Source organism: Dickeya dadantii NCPPB 898, from assembly GCF_000406145.1.
GTDB classification, from domain to species: Bacteria; Pseudomonadota; Gammaproteobacteria; order Enterobacterales; family Enterobacteriaceae; genus Dickeya; species Dickeya dadantii.
The window spans coordinates 2,358,016-2,377,371 of sequence record NZ_CM001976.1 but is presented as its reverse complement, the minus strand read 5'-3'; the positions used below and the strand labels follow the sequence as shown (position 1 = coordinate 2,377,371).

The following is a 19,356-nucleotide window of genomic DNA, read 5'->3' as shown; positions in this document are numbered from 1 at the left end:
TTCCATTATGGCAGTTAAACATCAGATCAGGAGCCTTCCACCCGGATAGCGGAAGACTCTTTTTCATACCGTATTATCGCATCAGGCCATTGTGATTTTTAAGCGCGGGGAAAATAGGGGGTCAATTACTGTTTTCCCTGATGATTAATTTCCCGCTGAATAAAAGAGACGCTGTTTTTATCATAAGGAGTACGATAACCAGATTAGAGGCAATAAATAACGGGAATGATATCCAGTATAATGCTCCGCCCGGTACAGCATTCCCCAGTCGGATGGACGTTGTCGCCAATGACGCGACACCAAATGAGAAACTCCAGAATGAGGGGTTAAATGGCTGACAACAGTACCAGGGAATCAGCCTTATCATAAACAGCATCTGTAACAGGCCATAACCGAACAATAATTTAGCAAAAACATCCGCCTGGCCGCCATTCACGCTTAACCAGGCGCTGCAGGCCACAAAAGCCGGAGCCATCTGAATGCCGAGCGACGTCCGTACGGCTGGGGACATTTCATCAAGATTTCGTAACCGACTCAGAATTGCGGGTTCAAGGCTAAGCCAGGAAAAAATCCCGGCCCCAAGAAACAGGATCCCGACATCCTGGAACCCCAGCGCCCCACATGCCATCGCACTGATAAAATTATTCGCGACGGTTGGAAGATACAGCCCCGGCGTAGTGGCTTCTCTGGGATGTTTCCCTTTCCATAATCCTGCTGTTTGCCAGGCTGAGTAGGTGAGTTGGATAGCGACAGCAATCAGGAAAAGGCCGAGAGCTATCGGGTGATTCCATGGCGCAATCCCTATCGCGACAAGCATCGACGTCGCCGGCGCCAGGCTCACAAAACTGCTTTTGAGCGGGTGTCTTATCTCCTGAAGAAGGCTGTCGGCATGCCGGAGCATTCTTATAATCAACGCCAACATCAAGAGCGCCCATATGATTATTGCCAGAAAGATGAGGGTATTAGCGGGTATGGTTGTGACGGGCCAGATAGTCGCCGCGAACCGCCAGGAAAATCCCAATCCAATGATGCCAAGGACGATGCCAAAGTAACCAGCGGGGAGGTTAATGTGTGAGTTGTTCATCACCAGTCTCCTGAAAATTCAAAATTATTAAAATATTTATTGATGCAGCATTCATGAGGTCAGGAAGAGGCCATTATTTATCGCTTTCTTGCCGGTGTTCAAAACGCCGTCCAGTTATGGGCGGGTATACTCATATAGTTATCAACGAATGTCTATCTCTTGCGAAAGGAACTCATCGGCTAACTTTTTGTTATAACTTGAAAATAACAAATGCTGAAAAATAGACGATAAATACGAATATCGTTTACGCCAGGCTCACTGCCTGCACATGAAAATCAGCTGACGCATAAAAAAGCCAGTCAGCGGTTTAACTGACTGGCATTACCCTAACTTTGCGCTAATACGATGCTAAAAAGTACCAAGCCGATACCCAAACTTTGAGTCATCGTCAGCGATTCCGAGGCAAGAGTAACCCCCATCAGCACACCGGTAACTGGGCTTAATAGTCCGACAAGTCCAACCGTGCCGGCCCCCAAATACCGAAACCCGGCGAACAAGCAAGCATAGCTGAAAGCAGTTGAAATCAAACTGATATAGGTGAAGGCGATGAGCTCGCTGCTACTAACTGCAGGCGGGGCACCTTCTGCCAGAATGGCGACAATGAGTAGTTCTACACCACCGGCCATGAGCTGCCATGCCGTTGTTGCAAGGACTGGCGTACCGTCACCCCATCGTTTGCCTAGTACGGCACCAATCGCCATTAGAATAATCGCCCCAAATGAAGCAGCTACCCCTACAGCATCGATTGCCTCCCCCCTTAGCCCCCACAATCAATAAGATACCGATAATTCCAAGGGCCGCGCCGCCCAGAAATCGGGCGTTGACACGCTCGCCCATTAGTAACCAGGCAACACCTGCAAACACCAGTGGGCTGAGCGCGCCGATGGAGGCGGCAATGCTCGAAGGTAATCGCTGGGCAGCGATATAAAGTAGAAGGAAGAACAGCCCCATACTCAGGGAACCAAGCACGGCAGAACGCCACCACCACTTGCCAGAAGGTAAGCGCCGAACGATGAGAAGCAATGCAATACCCGCAGGTTCGAGGATCCGTTACTGGTACGACGCGGCGGCAAAATGGTGCTGACGGCTCGCGCCAAGGCATTGATGCAGCCGTTACATGACGCCCTGACTAGCCTGAACGGCCTGTTGGGTGGCTCGATGGCGTTTGATCCGTCTCAGGCCCGCGGTCGTTTCCGGATTGCGATGTCGGACTACGCGACGCGCATTGTGTTACCCCGGCTGGCGCGACATGTTCGCGAGTTCGCACCGGGTCTGGATCTGGCCGTCAGCCAGGTTAACCGTGATGCGATGTTGGTGCAGTTGACGGATGGGGAGCTGGATTTAGCGTTGGGATTGTTCCCGGATGCGCCGGATCACATTCGGGTGCAAACGCTGTTCTCCGACGGTTATATCAGTGTGGCGGACAAGTCAACACTGCCTGTCGATGGTGGGTTATCGCTGGAAGAGTGGTTACGGCGCCCGCACATATTGGTGGCCCTGCGCCCGGACTCCAATGATGAAATTGAAAGAGCATTGGCGTTAATCGGCCTGGAACGGCGAATCGCCGTCGTGTTGCCCCATTGGGGAGCGGCGGCCGAACTCTTGGTCGGCACCGATCTGATTCTCACCGTTGCCAGCCGGACGGTGGAGCACATACAGCGGCACAACGCCTTGCACCAGTTTACTCCGCCGCTGAAGCTTTCCCGTTTTGCCTATCAGCAAGGATGGCATGTCCGCAGTGAAAATGACGCGACCCATCACTGGCTGCGTCAGGCAGTGTTGAGCTGTAGTCAACCAGAAATCGATGACGCCTTGCTCACAAACCATTAGGGCAAAATTTCTTTTATAATGTCATAGCGTGTTTTATGCGTGGAATGCTATTTTTACTGTGATATGATTAAGCTATTATCCCGTTAGGATTATTTTAATTGTCACTCTTTAACCTGGGTAATCCTCGATATCTTTACATATTCCGGGTTACTCCTTACGTTCGTCCATTGTTCCGGACAATCCCCTTGTCCGTTAAAATGTGCTATTTAGGTATAAGCCGGCTACGCCAATGACCGTTTATTAGTTGGGATAGATTCTAATTATTATCTATAAAACATAATATACTGTTGATTATTTTATAAGAAATATAACAAAGAGAACATAATAGAATGGAATGGCTCTATATAGCTAGAATCGTGTCAACTTTCGCTGTTATTGTTTTGCATCTCTCTGCTTATACCGTGGCTCTGGCCGATCTTGGGACTTTTCCCTGGTGGGTTGGGAATTTATATGACTCATTAGTTCGCTGGTGTGTTCCGGTTTTCATTATGATTAGCGGGGCGCTATTACTTTCCCCTGAAAAAGTCGACAACCTATCCGGTTTTTACAAGAAAAGGATAGGAAAGATACTGGTTCCGTTGTTGTTTTGGTCTTTTTTCTTTATTTTATGGAGTATAGGGAAGGCTAAATTCAATGGCGGAGGGGAAGGGGATATACTAAAAAATATTATGAATGGAAGGCCTTATTATCACATGTGGTTTTTGTATATGATAATAGGACTGTATGTATTCACTCCACTTGTTAAAACTTTAGTGACCAACACAAGCGAAGAGAGGCTATTGTTTTTTATTTTCCTGATGTTTGTGTGTTGCTCCTTAAGTGATATGTACAATTTTTTTACCGGAAATGATGATTTCTTGTTTATCGGTGAGTTCATTTATTATATTCCGTATTACATTCTTGGCCACTTGATCGCCAGAAAACGCACAGCCAAACCCATTTCTATTTATATTGCTTTGTTTTTAATTTCACTGATTTTGACTTCTGCAGGTTGCTATTTATTATCGTCTTTTTCAGGAAAAGAAGTTGGCCTCTATTTTTATAACTATTTAAGTTTCAATGTTATACTCATGTCTGTTTCTTTTATGTGGATTTTGAAACTGTCCCACTTGAATAAATCCCACAACGATAAATTAAAATTCTTATCTGATATTAGCCTGGGTGTTTATTTGATTCATCCTATTTTTATTGAGGTTTTTTACTATCTGGCTGCAAGGCGATGGGTTGACTATTCCATCATTTCAATACCACTGCTGTCCATTATCGTTTTCTTGTGCTGCATCGCTTCGGTTTTTTTGATAAAGAAGGTCCCTTACTTAAGAAGAGTGGTGTGATTTTAGGAATCCCGACGTGTAATACTGGCTGGTGAAGTGTAGTACTCGGAATACAAACAACATGAGATTTTGAATGCAATATTTCCACATCGACACTTGCTATCAATCTGCAGGTAAGAAACTCCTTGAAATAGGGCAAACTATCAGTACCAACAGCCTGTCCTTCAATCCTTACTATGAGCAAATATGTGATATTCATCATGTGATTCCAGTATGCAGGCAAGATCGCAGGCTCAAAGAATTTCTCTGTAGTCATGACGTTAAACGTTTCTCAAGCGAAGAACTGGCGAGTAATTTTCACAACGTTATTGATACGTATATTCGCCTACTCAGAGAGATGGAGTTTGAGAACGTGCGGCGAGAACAGTTCGCTGACCACCCATCCCGAACACGCTGTATATGGTTAACTGACAATCTCGAAGACGCATACTACTGGTATAAACGCCTGAATAAACCAGGGCCTTCACGCATTGTGGAAGTGAAAGTGGATGGTAATCTCTGCGAGGCTGATGGCCGACACCTGAGCACTGAATCAAGTTCATTATAGGAACTACGCGCGGCCGCACAGAAATACTGGAGCGGAATTCCACATCGCAATCCAGAAAGAGAGATCCTGCTGGAAGGGGTGATGACAGTCGTCAAAATAGTGGGCTAATGGCTTTTAAGAGGTTCAGCCGTATGCTGTCAGTTAGCAATTTAACATAATATACATTATGCGAACCAAGATGAGATCAGGCGGGTTCTGGCGTTCGGGCTGGTCAATCAACTTAATGTTTTTTCCAGCCTGAGGATCTCCGTCGATTCACTGACTTGCCTGAACCCATGACGCTGGTAAAGGCCTTTGGCCGGGTTATCCCGAAAGACACAAATGCGAAGGCTTTTTAACCCCTGCTGTTGTACTCGCCCTTCGATTTGTTCTAATACCCATTTCCCAATCCCTTTTTCTTGCCATTGTGGGTAAAGCTGCAAATCATTTATCAAGCAAAACGAATCCTGGCTATCAATCAGCTGGCTGACAAAACCGGCGGTCTGTTGGTGAGAACAGATAACCAATACATCGAGTGAATGCAGTAAGTTACCGTAACGTTCTCCATTCCAGATCAGGCCATAACGCCGATAGTTATCCATCATATTTGATCTGCTTAACTCCTCTATCCATCGGTAATCGGTTTTACTGGCCGTGATTAGCCGCAGATCTTGCGTCTTGATCGTCATGGAAAATGTCTTTAGCTTGAGTCCATCAATAGCTTTTACCTTATGCTCAGCCCTAATCTTTTACCAGCAGTTTACTTCAACGGTCATTTTGGCGATGAATTTGCGAAAACTGTGATCTGCGCATAGGCTTAATAAAGCACTCAAATCATTTTCATCAGAATAATCAGGCAAATAGCGTTTCCTGCCCGATCCGCATGTCAGTTTGTCTTGTGCCGTACTCTGGATAAATCGCTACCTGTTGAGCGCTTATAGGAGACGAAATGCCTGAATCGGCTAAAAAATGGGTCATTTTTACTGATCTTGATGGTTCACTGCTGGATCACGACACCTATCGCTGGGATGAGGCTCGCCCTTGGCTGAGACGGCTACTGTCTCACCGTGTGCCGGTAGTCATCACGACAAGCAAAACCGCGGCAGAAATTATGCCGATTCAGCAGGCGCTGGCATTGCACGACATGCCCGCCATCGCGGAAAACGGCGCTCATATTCTGCTACCGGTATCCTGGCAAATGCGTTCGTCGACATCGCCGCCGCCAACTTACCGTACCTATCCCGACATTTGCCGGCAGTTGCAGACGTTACGCGAGCAGTACGGTTTCCTGTTCCACGGTTTTGCCGATATGGACGATGCCGCCGTGGCGGCAGCTACCGGACTAACGCTGTCGCAAGCGGCACTGGCTCGCCAGCGCACCGCGTCAGAACCCGTGCTGTGGCAAGGAAATGCGGCATCACTCGACATGTTTAAGGCATGTCTGGTCCAAAAACATTTGTCGGTGACCGAGGGCGGCCGCTTTTTCCACGTGATGCATGAAGGCATCAGTAAAGGCACCGCCGTGAACTGGCTGAAGCGGCATATTGACGCGACTGGTAATGCTTCGCCAGTCACCCTCGGTTTAGGCGATGGACCGAATGATATTTCACTGCTGGAGGCAACCGACTATGCCGTCATCATTAAGGGACGGGTTAGCGATAAAGTGACATTGTCACCTGGTTATTGTGGTCAGTCTTATCGCACTCAGGCTACCGGACCGGCTGGCTGGAGTGAAGGATTAACCTACTTTCTCAGCCGTTATGGGGTTGAACTGCTTGATTGACAAAGGGGGAGCGCAACATGAGCGAGTTTTATCAGGATGGTATTATCACCAACTTTCATAATCTTACCCGACGCAGTGTAGAGGAACTGGAATACGAGCTGCAGGTGTTTTCTGGTCAGAGCAGCATGGGGCTGATCCTCCCTTCCCTGTTTTCCGAACTGGAAGGACCCGCGCTGGACAAGATCGTCGATATGCTGGCCCAGGTTCCCTATCTATCTGAGATTGTCATCGGGCTTGATCGGGCGGACCGCGATCAGTTTCTGTTTGCCCGGCAATTCTTTTCCCGTCTCCCACAGCGGCACCGCATTTTGTGGAATGACGGACCTCGACTGACCCGGCTCAGCCAGGAACTGGCAGACAAGGAACTGGCGCCGGTGGAACAGGGAAAAGGTCGCAATGTCTGGTTTTGCGTCGGTTATACTCTGGCGTCGCGCCGTACCGCGTGTATTGCGCTGCATGATTGTGACATTGTCACCTATGACCGCGCCATGCTGGCACGCCTGCTCTACCCGATCGCCAACCCTTATTTTCATTACGACTTTTGTAAAGGCTACTACGCCCGGGTAGCCGAGGGAAAATTGAACGGTCGTGTTGGCAGGCTATTGGTATTCCCGCTGCTGAAATCGCTGCAAAGCGTTTACGGTAATTCGGATTACCTCGACTATATGCGCAGTTTCCGTTATCCGCTATCCGGCGAATTCGCCATGCGCAGCCATGTACTGCGTAATTTACGGATCCCGAGCGACTGGGGGCTGGAAATCGGAATGCTGTCGGAAATCCATCGGGGAACGGCGACCAGTCGTATCTGCCAGGTGGATATTGCCGATAACTATGATCACAAACATCAGCCGATATCAGAAAACGACCCCAGCTCCGGGTTGCAGCGTATGGCGATGGACATCACCAAAGCGCTGTACCGCAAACTGGCGATTCAGGGCGTCAATATCACTACCGATTCATTCCGGGTGCTGCGCGCCACCTACTACCGCACCGCACTGGATATGATCGATTCGTTTGAACACGATGCGCGCATGAACGGCCTGCATTTTGACCGGCATACCGAGGAATCGGCAGTAGAACTGTTTGCCAATGTCATTACCCAGTCGGGCCAGGCCTACAGCGAAAGTCCGGGTGATAAACCGTTTGTACCCAGCTGGAACCGGGTTCAGTCGGCATTCCCTGATATTCTGGAGCGGCTGTACGATGCCGTTGAGGCAGATAATCAGGAAATGAACGATGCTTGACTCAAGGTATCGCCCCGACGGGGCGATAAACTTAACCCTGGCTGGCGACGATAAAAGCAATATCGGTGGTGAAGGAGCCATCCTGTCGAATGTCATAATGGCGAGTGACTTCGGCAGACATCTGTTGCTGCAGAGCGCGAATGGCAGTGACAAAATGCTCAGGAGTTCGCATGCGCGTCACCCAGCTCTGGAACTCCAGATGCAGGCGCGACGTTTGCAATGAACGCACTGTCAGCCCGGCCTCACTCAGCAGCGTCAGCCATTCACCCGGCGTATAGTTACGTACGTGTGAAGTATCGCGCAGCATTTCTACGGTTTGCAGATACACATCCAGCACCGGGTGCCCAGGTGAAATCACATCCATGAGAATCGCTTCTCCTTCCGGTTTCAACACCCTTTTCACTTCCCGCAGGGCTTGCCCGACATCCTGCCAGTGATGGGCCGAATAGCGGCTGATCACCACGTCAAAGCTATCGTCAGCAAACGGCAAGGATTCCGCCATCGCCTGTTGCGTCCGGATATTGGTCAGGCCTTTTTCCTGCGCGGCGCTGGCGACGACATCCAGCATACGCGGCGACAAATCGCATGCCACCACGTTGCCGACCAGGCTGGCAACGGTAAAGCTGACATGACCGGCGCCGCAGCCCAAATCCAGCACGCTGACATGGTTCTTACCCTTCAGACGTCGAGCCAGTTCGACCAAATCCTCTCCCTGCGCGTGAACGGCACTGCTCAGATAGGCGCTGGCTTGCTCGCCAAACTGTTTTTCGACGGACTGCTGGTGACTTTTGCTGCTTTCCATGAGTATTCCTTACCAGTGTTATCAATATCCAGGCCAATAATTGCCCCAAAAAACCAATTACCTCGACAAAACAATATAGTGCGAAAAAACCGCGGGTGGCAAACCTGTTTTAGCCGGGCTGCGATCCTTCCCGAGGTTATGTTTGCAAAATACAGCAAGGAGATACCCCGCCTGCGAGGCTTCCCGAAAAGATCAATGCTGACATAGAGATAGCGATAAGGTTAAGGTATGCTCATTGTCATAGTGGTATCACCGCGAACGATGAGATGGGCTCTTTGCGATAAAGCGGCACGGAGTAAGTGGCACAGCGTCATCGGGTTGCTCAGGATCATTGCAGTCAGTAATTGCAGTCAGGAATGAAAGAGGAAAAACGCATGATTATTTTTGTTACCGGCGCAACGGCGGGATTTGGTGAAGCGATTACCCGGCGGTTTATTCAGGAAGGTCATCAGGTTATCGCCACGGGCCGCCGCCAGGAACGTCTTGATGCTCTGAAAGCTGAGTTTGGCGCGGCGCTTCTCACGCTGCGTCTCGATGTGCGCGATCGACAGGCTATCGAGCAGGCCATCGGCTCCCTGCCTGCCGAGTGGCGCAATATTGACGTGCTGGTCAACAACGCCGGTTTGGCGTTAGGGCTGGAGCCGGCGCACAAAGCCAGCGTCAGCGATTGGGAAACCATGATCGATACCAACAATAAAGGGCTGGTGTTCATGACCCATGCGCTGCTGCCGGAAATGGTGAAGCGCAATGTCGGTCATATCATTAATATCGGCTCCACTGCCGGCAACTGGCCTTATCTGGGTGGGAATGTCTACGGTGCCAGTAAGGCGTTTGTGCGCCAGTTCAGTCTGGGGCTGCGCGCCGACCTGTCTGGTACCCGGGTGCGGGTAACCAATATCGAGCCGGGTCTGGTGGGGGGAACCGAGTTCTCTGCCGTACGTTTCAAAGGGGATGATGCCAAGGTCAGCCAGACTTATGACAAATCCAACCCATTGACGCCGGAAGACGTGACGGAAGCGGTATTCTGGGTGGCGACGCTGCCGGCTCACGTAAACATCAACACGCTGGAAATGATGCCGGTGAGCCAAACCTACGGCGGCCTGAAGGTTAATCGCGACGAGTAACCCCTGCCTTTGCATTTCGGCGCGGCAGCGGTTAACCATTGCCACGCCGTACGCCAACAGCGCGGGGTGATTAAGAGATCAAACTCGGTCTTTGCTGTTCATTGGGTGACCCTGTTCAGGGATATAGCCGCGCTGCCGGGTGTGGACGGCAAAGGCGTATTCCTGAATATTTCGGGTCGGTTATAGTTTGGTTATGGCGGCGGATGTTATAGTCAACGTAATGATTCTTGGTTATGACAACGAACGTATTTACAGAATTCCTGTCTGGGTGAAACATGCAGAAAAAAACACGTAACTTACTACTCCTTCTTCTTACTTCATCGCTGTTTAGTTTGAGTCTCTTGCAGTCTGCACAGGCCGCGCAACATATCATTATTGATAACGGCAACAGTGCGTTATCCAAAGAAGCGGCGCGTCAGAGCAGCGAAGACTGGAACGAAACACGCACCTTGCGTAATAAGCTCAACAAGCATCTCGAAAAACGCGTCGACAAGGCGGACAGAGATTTTGACAAGGCCGATATGGCCGAAGCGCTTGAAGAGAAATGCAAAGCCAGTTCCAACTTCAATGCTTACTGGGAACCCAGTTCATCGCGTTGTCTTGACCGTCGCTCTGGCCGCCCAGTAACGCCTTGATTTTTTGACCTATACTTTCAACGGGTTTATCGGCTCACGCTGGGCGGGTAAACCCGTTGACTCGACAGGAGGATGTGATGAAGAAAACAATACTGACCGGTGCGTTGTTACTGCTGCTTACACCGTTCCTGGCACAAGCGTCCTGTGAAAGTGTTCGTGATGATATCGCCCGTAAGATTATCGCCAACGGTGTACCTGAATCGGGTTTCGAGCTGGATATTGTGCCTAATGATCAGGTCAGTCAGCACGGCGGGCAGGTTGTTGGCCATTGCGAACAGGATACGCAAAAAATCGTCTATATCCGTCTGTCGGATGACAACGATATGTTGTCTCAACCTACGTCGCCGGCCGGTAAATCTCGCTGACCGGTTTCTAAAAAACGCGTTGCCAATGGCAGTGAAACAGCTAAAAAATACAAAGGCTTGATACCAACGCTGTGGTTGGTGACTCTGGTTGGTGATTACAAGGGGGACAGGGTTCTCCCTTTTTTGCCCTTCATTCAGTCGAGTGAAGAGCGCGCAGGTACGGATAATCGGGTGTTGTTAATCGGGTGTTGTTATAAAAATACCCTGCTCTTTGGGATAAGGAACAGGGAATGTTTGCCAGATTAGAACGACTGGTTAATAGCGGAAAGGTCAATGTACGCGGACAGGTCCCGCTGCTCGGCGCGGGGCAAATACGGTAATTCGCCCAGTTGAGGCGCGGGGATTTTTTCGCGCAGAGCCTGAATGATTTCGGCATAGTTGGCCAAACCGGGATTGATGCGGTTCGCCACCCAGCCCACCAGCGGTAGCCCATCGTTAATAACGGCTTGCGCCGTCAGCAGCGCATGGTTGATGCAACCCAGTTTGATCCCGACCACCAGCACGACCGGCAGTTGTTCCTGAACCACCCATTCCGAATAGGTTCGCATGTCGTTCATCAATGTACGCCAGCCACCGCTGCCTTCGACAACCACCATATCCGACAATTCGCTGAGCTGGTTTAGCCCTTCGGTCATTGCACAGTAATTGATCTCCAGCTCACTGGCGCTGATTTCATCTTCCTGCAGCGACACCGGATTAACCTGCTGATAAGACAACGGGATAGACGACGCTTCCTGCAACACCAGCGCATCTTTGTTACGCAGCCCCTCTTCCGTTTCCGTACAGCTCTTGGCTACAGGTTTATAACCTACTACGGTTTTGCCCGTTTTCGTCAGCGCCTGTAATAACGCCTTCGACACTACCGTTTTTCCTACGGCTGTATCCGTTCCTGTAACAAACATACGCTTTAACATGAAAACACCACTCCGGCAGGCCCCACCTGAAAAAATAAACCTCAAAAAACTTACTGATGAAGTCCAAAGTCTAGGGGATGGGCCGCCGGAGCGGCTTGCGTTAGCGCAATGTTTTGTCGGTCAACGGGAAACCGCGCTTTGCGTACATGAATATTGCACGATATTGATATTGCGCGATTGATTAACGATTAGCCCTGCATCAGTTTAATCAGCAAGGAGCCGTTATAGAGCGCATCTTTGATCAACGCAGCACCAGGCACGGTCCCCTGATTGTAGAAATGGGTGGACGTCACCTGCAGGTGGTGGCTATAGGCCGGCAACGCCTGGCGGCGAACGCAGTCGATGATGGCGGGATACAGGATATCGGCGGCCTGATTCAGCGGTGAACCGATCAGAATTTTTTCCGGATTGAACAGGTTAACCATGATGGCGGTAATCCGCCCCACGTTATTACCGACATCAACAATGATATCTTTCGCCAGTTGATCGCCCTTCAGCGCGGCGTCGCACAACGACTCTACCGTTAACGGCGATCCGTGCAGTAGCGAACTCATTGACCCTTTCAGGCGCTGTTGGGCCAGTTCCAGCATGCTTTCTATGCTGGCGACGGTTTCCAGACAACCGTGATTACCGCAATAACAGCGTTTGCCGTAAGGGTCGACCTGAGTATGACCGATTTCCACCAGTGTTCGGCTACCGGCATGCAGGATACGGCCGCCGGTAATGACGCCGGCGCCCACGTTATGGTCGATGACAATCTGGATGACGTTCTGGCAACCGCGTGACGCGCCAAACAGCGCCTCCGCCATAGTCCAGGCGCAGATATCATGCTGCAAATAGACCGGTACGCCGGTGCGCTTTTCCAGTGCCGGGCCGATCGCCATCTCTTCCACGTCGTAAAACGGCATACGATGGATGATACCGGTGGATGAATCCACCATTCCCGGCGAGGTGATGGCGATAGCCGTCAGGCGCTCCAGTTTGCGCTGATGACGAATAAAAAACTGGTCGATTTCAGCCAGGATGCGGTCAAGCAGCGACTGTGGATGTTCCGTCGGTAAATCAACCTGCTCTTCCACAACCAGATGGCCGCTGAGATCGCGCAGAGCCAGCGTCATCACCTGGTTGCCGATCCGTACCGACAGGTAGTGCCAGGCTTCGGTATCCAACACCAGACCGATAGCCGGGCGCCCGCGACTGCCCATATCCTGATACTCCGTTTCCCGGACCAGATGGGCTTCCATCAGTTCGCGCACAATCTTGGTGATGCTGGCAGGAGCAAGCTGGGCCTGTTTTGACAACTCAATGCGGGAGATGGGGCCATTTTCATCGATCAGCCGATAAACGCCACCTGCATTCATCTGTTTAATCTGATCGATGTGTCCCGGCTGACCACTGACAATCACTCTGAAACGGCTCCTGCGAATAGGCGTAATCGGTATTTTTTACGCTGTAAAATAAAAAACTGAGGCTATGGTGGGGCTTTTGTAAATAGCCGTCAAATATTTGATTCGATATGTGATTAACCGCACATATTTTTGGCGGTACTGCCCAGCATAAGTGTGATCAACGTCTGAGCGGCGGTGTTCAACGGCCGATGTTGATGGGTAACTAACCACATTTCACTGATAGCGTCTTTTTCCTGCAACGACAGGTATTTGACGCCATCAACCCGAATACGGCGGAATGACGCCGGCAGCAGGGACACCCCCAGACCGGAAGACACCAAGCCGATAATGGTCATCGCCTCGCCCACCTCCTGAGTGATGTAAGGGGTAATGCCGTATTTCTTGAGCAACGTCAGCACCTCGTCGTACAGCGCGGTACCCACTTCACGGGCGAAAAAAACAAACGGCTCACTGGCCAGTTGCTGAATACTGATGTGACCGCCGGGAGCGGCGGCCAGCGGATGCTCTTCATGTACCACTGCGACCATCGGTTCATGCAACAACAGCTGATGGCGTAACGTTTCCGGCAGCGGATTGTTGCGCATCACGCCCAGATCCAGCTTGCCGTCAAGCAGCGGCTCAATCTGCTGTTTGGTGTTGATCTCCAGCATCTGGATATGCACTTCGGGGTAGCTCTGGCGAAACTGCAACAAACTGCGCGAAACCTGTTTGACGAAAGGCGCCGACGAGGTGAAACCGATATTGAGTTCCCCTATTTCCCCGCGCTGGATGCGGGCGGCGCGCTCCGCCGCCTGATTCACCTGATTGATGATCGCCCAAGCTTCCTTCAGGAACAGTTCGCCCGCCTGGGTCAGGCGCACGTTGCGATTATTGCGCTCCAGCAACTGGGCGCCGATCTGCTCTTCCAGCGCCTGTATCTGCTGGCTGAGCGGAGGTTGGGATATATGCAGCTTTTCAGCGGCTCGTCCAAAATGAAGTTCTTCCGCTACGGCAACGAAGTAGCGTAAATGTCTGAGTTCGATATTCATATTTATAAAGTATCATTATTAATGATTAATATATTATACAAAACAATCGAGCCAATTCTATGATGCGCTCACTGATGTTTCTGCCGCATTTTTTCCGGATAAGGATTGATTTTGAGTACCCCGCTGTCAGCACAAGGAATGTCCGCTTCTGTCACCGATGACATCCAACCTCAACGCTTGACTCACTCGCCCGTTTATAAAAACCCGTTTATCACCCGAGGCACGCCGACGTTCATTCGCGTTACGCTGGCGTTGTTCTCCGCCGGCCTGGCGACGTTCGCCTTACTGTACTGCGTGCAACCGATACTGCCGGTGCTGTCGCAGGCCTTTGGCGTGTCGCCGGCAACCAGCAGCCTGTCGCTCTCTGTCTCCACTATTACCATGGCGGTCGGGTTATTGTTTACCGGCCCGCTGTCGGACACCATCGGGCGCAAAAATGTGATGGTGGTGTCTCTGTTGCTGGCCTCGGTTTGTACCCTGATTGGTTCGATGATGACTAACTGGGCCGGGCTGCTGGCCATGCGGGCACTGGTCGGCTTATCGCTCAGCGGCGTGGCGGCGGTGGCGATGACCTACCTGAGCGAGGAAATTCACCCCAGCGTGGTGGCATTCTCCATGGGGCTATACATCAGCGGCAACTCCATTGGCGGCATGAGCGGACGCCTGCTGACCGGGGTGATTACCGATTTTTTCAACTGGCGTGTGTCTATTGCTTGTATCGGCGTGGTCGCGTTGCTGGCCTCGGTGACGTTCTGGCGAATATTGCCCGACTCACGCCATTTTCGCGCCGGCTCACTGCGCCCCAAAACGCTGTGGATCAATGCTCGCCTACACTGGCGTGACGCGGGTTTGCCGTTGTTGTTCGCCGAGGGATTCCTGCTGATGGGGAGCTTTGTCACGCTGTTCAACTACATTGGCTACCGCCTGCTGGGTGCTCCCTATAATCTGAGTCAGACGGTCGTCGGGTTGTTGTCGGTGGTCTACCTGACCGGCAGTTACGCGTCTCCCCGCGCCGGGGCGATGATTGCTCGCTTTGGACGCGGACCGGTGCTGGTCGGCAGCATTGCCCTGATGTTGTCCGGCCTGCTGTTAACCCTGTTCAGTTCATTACCAGTAATGTTCGTCGGGATGATGCTGTTTGCCGCGGGGTTCTTTGCCTCCCACTCGGTCGCCAGCAGCTGGATTGGCGTGCGGGCGCTGCGCGCCAGAGGACAGGCATCGTCTCAATACCTGTTCTGTTATTATCTGGGGTCGAGCCTGGCCGGTACCTCCGGCGGTTTCTTCTGGTATCACTACGGCTGGACCGGTCTGGTGCTGTTTCTGTCATGCCTGCTGATGCTGGCACTGTTGCTCGGGTTTAAACTAAAGTCCCTGAAAAGCAGGGTGTAATTCACGAACAATGGTATTATTTGCGACTCACCGAGCCTGAACGCGCCGGCCGGTGAGTCCCATCTCCCCGCTACTCTCCGTTTTCTTCGCTGCTAAAACGATAATGACGTAGGTTGCTAAACTTAGCGTTTAGTTTAGAATGCATAAGTATGTTGTAACTAAATAAATGATGGGTGTAATAATGGCAGCCTACGACCTGATCGAACGCATGAATCATTGCTTCACCACCCTTGAGGCGCAATTGTCTGAAATGCATCAGTTGTTCCGGACATTTCGCTTCGCCGGCGGGCATATTTTTACGCTTCCGCCAGTGGAGAAAGGCACCGAGCACGATCCGGTTACACAGATTCACGTCACGCCGGTCACCGGCGATGACGCGTGCGATATCGGCTTGCCGCATTTTCGTCATCTGTTTATTCATCACCACGCAGAAACCGTCAGCAGCAAAGCGGCGATTCGCCTGCCCGGCGTACTGTGTTTTCGCGTTGAGCAGCAGGAATACCGGCAGGCTCATCGGCTAATTACCGACATCAACGCGCGCAAAAAAGAGCTGGAACAGATCATTACGGTGGAATCCGGGCTGGAACCGGAGCAGCGTTTCGATTTTGTTCATACGCACCTAAAAGGGCTGATCACGCTGAGCGCCTACCGCACCATCACCCTGCTGGTCGATCCGACATCGGTGCGATTTGGCTGGGCGAACAAGAACATCATCAAAAATCTCACCCGGGATGCCTTGCTGGAAAAGCTGGAGAAAAGCCTGCGCGCCGGGCGCAGTCAGGCGCCGTACAGCAAGGAACAGTGGGCATCGTTGCTGGAGCAGGAAATACAGGATGTAAAACGCCTGCCGGAGCAGGCGTCGCTGAAAATTAAACGGCCGGTGAAAGTACAGCCTATCGCCAGAGTCTGGTATCAGGAGCAGCAGAAACAGGTGCAGTATCCCTGCCCTTCGCCGTTACTGGTGCTATGCCGCCAGGACGCCGTCCCCGTAATGGGCGAACTGAACGACTATGACGCCGATAACATTCAGCATCGGCACCGCCCCAAAGCCAAACCATTGCGGCTATTGATCCCTAGGCTGCATTTGTACACCGATGACGGCATATGAACGTCACGACTTCATACTGCCAACCATGTCTTCCGGGCGTACCCACTGGATGAACTGTTCTTCGGTCAGGTAGCCCAACTTTAACGCCGACGCTTTCAGCGTCAGCCCTTCTTTATGCGCTTTTTTGGCGATCTCCGCCGCTTTGTCATAACCGATGTGCGGATTGAGCGCCGTCACCAACATCAGCGACTCGTTCAGTAACTGATTGATACGTTCGCGATTCGGTTCAATCCCGACGGCGCAATGCTCGTTGAAACTCTTCATACCGTCGGCCAGCAACCGTACCGACTGCAGGAAGTTGTGGATCACCATCGGTCGGAACACGTTCAATTCAAAATTACCGGACGCGCCGCCCAGGTTTACCGCCACATCGTTCCCCATCACCTGGCAACACAGCATGGTCATGGCTTCACACTGTGTCGGATTGACCTTGCCCGGCATGATGGAACTGCCCGGTTCGTTTTCCGGAATGGCGATTTCACCAATACCACAACGCGGCCCGGACGCCAGCCAGCGGACGTCGTTGGCGATCTTCATCAGCGACGCCGCCAGCCCTTTCAAGGCGCCGTGCCCGTGAACCAGCGCATCGCAGGTCGCTAACGCTTCAAACTTGTTCGGCGCGGTGACAAACGGGTGACCGGTCAGCGAGGCCAGTTCCGCCGCCACCCGCACCGCGTATTCCGGGTGCGTGTTCAATCCGGTGCCGACCGCGGTGCCGCCCAACGCCAGTTCGCACAGGTGCGGGATACTGTTTTCGATATGACGCAGGTTGTGCGTCAGCATCGCCACCCAGCCGGAAATCTCCTGCCCCAGCGTCAGCGGCGTCGCATCCTGCAAATGGGTGCGGCCTATTTTGACGATATCGGCGAATTGCACGGCTTTATCCGCCAGCGTTTGCTGCAACACCTTCAGTTCAGGGAGCAGGTGTTCCCGTACCACGGTAACCGCCGCCACATGCATCGCCGTAGGAAAAACATCGTTAGAACTCTGGCTCTTATTGACGTCGTCGTTCGGGTGCACCAGCCGCTCATTGCCCCGAACGCCGCCCAGCACTTCGCTGGCCCGATTCGCCAGCACTTCGTTCATATTCATATTGGTCTGAGTACCGGAACCGGTCTGCCAGATAGCCAGCGGAAATTCGCCGGCATGCAGCCCGTTCAGCACTTCATCCGCCGCCTGGAGAATGGCGTCGCCTTTATCCGCAGGCAACAGCCCCAAATCCATATTCACGCGGGCGGCCGCCCGCTTGGTTTGCGCCAGCGCCACGATCAGCGCTCTCGGCATTTTCTCTTCCGAAATACGGAAATGCTCCAGCGAACGCTGGGTCTGAGCCCCCCAAAGGTGCGCTGCCGGCACGGCAATCGGCCCCATGGAGTCTTTTTCGATTCGAGTGTCTGACATGGTTTCTCCTTTGTAAAACAAGTCACTTTCAGATGAGTGCGAATTTTTACCCTTCTGGAATCATGGCATATAAAGCATTAACATGGCGTGCATTAAGATGGTGCAGCCATTCCTCGCCGAAGTCTCCACCGTCGCCGTTATGGAAATTAACAATCTGTTTAATGACAGGAAAATATTATGCAAAAAATGCGCAACAGTGTGCAGAATTACGCCTGGGGCAGTAAACATGCGTTAACTGAACTGTATGGGATTGAAAACCCAGACAACCTTCCAATGGCCGAACTGTGGATGGGCGCACATCCGAAAAGCAGTTCCCTGCTGCTTGACGAGCAAGGGCAAGCGCACAATCTGCGTGAGTTGATCAATAGCGATCAACCCGGTTTTCTGGGTAACGCGGTGGCCCAGCGCTTTGGCGAGTTGCCGTTCCTGTTCAAGGTTTTGTGCGCCGAACAACCGTTGTCGATTCAGGTTCACCCCAGTAAATCCGCCGCCGAGGCGGGATTCGCTCGGGAAAATGCCGCCGGTATCGCGCTGGACTCGCCCCAACGCAATTACAAGGATGCCAACCACAAACCGGAACTGGTCTTCGCTCTCACGCCTTATCTGGCGATGAACGGCTTTCGCGAGCTGGCCGAGATCGCCAGCCTGTTGCAACCGCTGGCCGATGCCCATCCGGCGATCGCCGCGTTTTTGCAGCGCCCGGACAGCCAGACGCTGACGACGCTGTTCTCCAGCCTGCTGAGCATGAACGGCGAACAGAAAGCGCAGGCCATCGCAGAACTGCAACGCGTGCTGGACGGTCAACACGGCGAACCCTGGGACACCATCCGATTTATTGCGCAGTTTTATCCCGATGACGGCGGCCTGTTCTCTCCGCTGCTGCTGAACGTCGTCACGCTGAAACCCGGCGAAGCCATGTTCCTGTACGCCGAAACCCCGCACGCCTACCTTCAGGGCGTGGCGCTGGAAGTGATGGCCAATTCAGACAACGTCCTGCGCGCCGGCCTGACGCCCAAGTACATCGATATCCCCGAGCTGATCGCCAACGTCCGTTTCGAATCGAAACCTGCCGCTTCTCTGCTCACCTCGCCGATAAAAACGGCCAACGAGCTGAGTTTCCCTATTCCGGTCGATGACTTTGCCTTTTCACTGCATTATCTTACCGATGCGCCGCAGACGCTCAGCCAGCAGAGTGCGGCGATTATCTTTTGCGTCGAAGGCCAGGCGGTGCTGGAAAAAGGGGCTCAGCAGGTCACACTGCTGCCAGGCGAATCCTGCTTTATCCCCGCCAGCGAATCGCCGGTTCAGGTTCAGGGGCAGGGTCAGATTGCCCGCGTCTATAACCGGCCTTTAATGGCATAAAGCCCTGTACTCCCCGAT

20 protein-coding genes are annotated in these 19,356 nt (G+C 52.1%); 11 read left to right on the top strand and 9 right to left on the bottom strand.

The features are described from left to right. Positions 1 to 121 precede the first annotated feature (121 nt). The 3 genes from tehA to DDA898_RS23900 all read right to left on the bottom strand — a co-directional run bounded on the left by tehA (position 122) and on the right by DDA898_RS23900 (position 2,107). Positions 122 to 1,084, bottom strand: a complete 963-nt coding sequence (gene tehA, locus DDA898_RS10970) for a dicarboxylate transporter/tellurite-resistance protein TehA (protein ID WP_038909773.1) — start codon at positions 1,082 to 1,084, stop codon at positions 122 to 124. A 326-nt stretch (positions 1,085 to 1,410) separates the two neighbouring features. Next, the gene (locus tag DDA898_RS23510; RefSeq protein WP_201765894.1) at positions 1,411 to 1,785 is read right to left on the bottom strand and encodes an EamA family transporter; all 375 of its coding nucleotides are present in this window, start codon (positions 1,783 to 1,785) and stop codon (positions 1,411 to 1,413) included. Beyond that, complete coding sequence (locus DDA898_RS23900) at positions 1,748 to 2,107, bottom strand: EamA family transporter (RefSeq protein WP_201765893.1); 360 nt, start codon at positions 2,105 to 2,107, stop codon at positions 1,748 to 1,750. The genes DDA898_RS23510 and DDA898_RS23900 overlap by 38 nt, the downstream gene beginning before the upstream one ends. 51 nt (positions 2,108 to 2,158) lie before the next feature. Here DDA898_RS23900 and DDA898_RS10960 point away from each other — a divergent pair, with 51 nt between their 5' ends. From DDA898_RS10960 to DDA898_RS10950, 3 genes are all read left to right on the top strand, one after another. Continuing rightward, complete coding sequence (locus tag DDA898_RS10960) at positions 2,159 to 2,914, top strand: LysR substrate-binding domain-containing protein (RefSeq protein WP_081639246.1); 756 nt, start codon at positions 2,159 to 2,161, stop codon at positions 2,912 to 2,914. A 329-nt stretch (positions 2,915 to 3,243) separates the two neighbouring features. Further along, complete coding sequence (locus DDA898_RS10955; RefSeq protein ID WP_038911221.1) at positions 3,244 to 4,248, top strand: acyltransferase; 1,005 nt, start codon at positions 3,244 to 3,246, stop codon at positions 4,246 to 4,248. A gap of 73 nt (positions 4,249 to 4,321) precedes the next feature. Next, positions 4,322 to 4,795, top strand: coding sequence for a DUF2441 domain-containing protein (locus DDA898_RS10950; protein ID WP_038911220.1), 474 nt, complete (start codon positions 4,322 to 4,324; stop codon positions 4,793 to 4,795). A 215-nt stretch (positions 4,796 to 5,010) separates the two neighbouring features. On the opposite strand, the gene DDA898_RS21740 is transcribed toward DDA898_RS10950, so the two are convergent. Then, positions 5,011 to 5,463: a GNAT family N-acetyltransferase gene (locus tag DDA898_RS21740; RefSeq protein ID WP_050570249.1), complete on the bottom strand. Its 453-nt coding sequence runs from the start codon at positions 5,461 to 5,463 to the stop codon at positions 5,011 to 5,013. Positions 5,464 to 5,723: 260 nt separating this feature from the next. Here DDA898_RS21740 and DDA898_RS10940 point away from each other — a divergent pair, with 260 nt between their 5' ends. Further along, positions 5,724 to 6,557, top strand: a complete 834-nt coding sequence (locus DDA898_RS10940; RefSeq protein WP_038911219.1) for a mannosyl-3-phosphoglycerate phosphatase-related protein — start codon at positions 5,724 to 5,726, stop codon at positions 6,555 to 6,557. 17 nt (positions 6,558 to 6,574) lie between these two features. Then, entirely contained in the window at positions 6,575 to 7,801 is a 1,227-nt protein-coding gene (locus DDA898_RS10935; RefSeq protein WP_038911217.1) for a glycosyltransferase family protein, read from the top strand. 31 nt (positions 7,802 to 7,832) lie between these two features. Here the strand turns inward: DDA898_RS10935 and DDA898_RS10930 are convergent, their stop codons facing one another. Continuing rightward, positions 7,833 to 8,603 carry a class I SAM-dependent methyltransferase gene (locus DDA898_RS10930; RefSeq protein WP_038911216.1) on the bottom strand — a complete coding sequence of 257 codons (771 nt, stop codon included), beginning with the start codon at positions 8,601 to 8,603 and terminating at the stop codon, positions 7,833 to 7,835. Between the two features lie 374 nt (positions 8,604 to 8,977). On the opposite strand from DDA898_RS10930, the gene ydfG reads away from it, so the two are divergent. The 3 genes from ydfG to DDA898_RS10915 all read left to right on the top strand — a co-directional run bounded on the left by ydfG (position 8,978) and on the right by DDA898_RS10915 (position 10,727). Further along, positions 8,978 to 9,727: a bifunctional NADP-dependent 3-hydroxy acid dehydrogenase/3-hydroxypropionate dehydrogenase YdfG gene (ydfG, locus tag DDA898_RS10925; RefSeq protein WP_038902665.1), complete on the top strand. Its 750-nt coding sequence runs from the start codon at positions 8,978 to 8,980 to the stop codon at positions 9,725 to 9,727. A gap of 275 nt (positions 9,728 to 10,002) precedes the next feature. Then, positions 10,003 to 10,362 carry a DUF1283 family protein gene (locus tag DDA898_RS10920; RefSeq protein WP_038911215.1) on the top strand — a complete coding sequence of 120 codons (360 nt, stop codon included), beginning with the start codon at positions 10,003 to 10,005 and terminating at the stop codon, positions 10,360 to 10,362. Between the two features lie 77 nt (positions 10,363 to 10,439). Then, on the top strand, positions 10,440 to 10,727 hold the full coding sequence (locus tag DDA898_RS10915) for a DUF1161 domain-containing protein (RefSeq protein ID WP_038911214.1): 288 nt from the start codon (positions 10,440 to 10,442) through the stop codon (positions 10,725 to 10,727). Positions 10,728 to 10,969: 242 nt separating this feature from the next. Here DDA898_RS10915 and bioD read toward each other — a convergent pair whose 3' ends face one another. The 3 genes from bioD to DDA898_RS10900 form a co-directional block, all read right to left on the bottom strand. Beyond that, positions 10,970 to 11,641: a dethiobiotin synthase gene (gene bioD, locus DDA898_RS10910; RefSeq protein ID WP_013317926.1), complete on the bottom strand. Its 672-nt coding sequence runs from the start codon at positions 11,639 to 11,641 to the stop codon at positions 10,970 to 10,972. Between the two features lie 188 nt (positions 11,642 to 11,829). Next, positions 11,830 to 13,047: a sugar metabolism global transcriptional regulator Mlc gene (gene mlc, locus DDA898_RS10905; RefSeq protein WP_038901199.1), complete on the bottom strand. Its 1,218-nt coding sequence runs from the start codon at positions 13,045 to 13,047 to the stop codon at positions 11,830 to 11,832. Positions 13,048 to 13,163: 116 nt separating this feature from the next. Continuing rightward, positions 13,164 to 14,078, bottom strand: a complete 915-nt coding sequence (locus tag DDA898_RS10900) for a LysR family transcriptional regulator (RefSeq protein ID WP_038901198.1) — start codon at positions 14,076 to 14,078, stop codon at positions 13,164 to 13,166. Between the two features lie 138 nt (positions 14,079 to 14,216). On the opposite strand from DDA898_RS10900, the gene DDA898_RS10895 reads away from it, so the two are divergent. Beyond that, positions 14,217 to 15,467: an MFS transporter gene (locus DDA898_RS10895; protein ID WP_038911213.1), complete on the top strand. Its 1,251-nt coding sequence runs from the start codon at positions 14,217 to 14,219 to the stop codon at positions 15,465 to 15,467. 181 nt (positions 15,468 to 15,648) lie between these two features. Continuing rightward, positions 15,649 to 16,575 carry a DNA replication terminus site-binding protein gene (gene tus / locus DDA898_RS10890; protein ID WP_038911212.1) on the top strand — a complete coding sequence of 309 codons (927 nt, stop codon included), beginning with the start codon at positions 15,649 to 15,651 and terminating at the stop codon, positions 16,573 to 16,575. A 3-nt stretch (positions 16,576 to 16,578) separates the two neighbouring features. On the opposite strand, the gene fumC is transcribed toward tus, so the two are convergent. Then, positions 16,579 to 17,976 (bottom strand): class II fumarate hydratase, encoded by a 1,398-nt coding sequence (gene fumC / locus DDA898_RS10885; RefSeq protein WP_038911211.1) that lies wholly within the window; start codon positions 17,974 to 17,976, stop codon positions 16,579 to 16,581. Positions 17,977 to 18,153: 177 nt separating this feature from the next. Between fumC and manA the strand changes: the two genes are divergently transcribed. Next, a complete protein-coding gene (gene manA, locus DDA898_RS10880) occupies positions 18,154 to 19,338 on the top strand; it encodes a mannose-6-phosphate isomerase (RefSeq protein ID WP_038911210.1) in 1,185 nt (394 codons plus the stop codon). Positions 19,339 to 19,356: the final 18 nt, after the last annotated feature.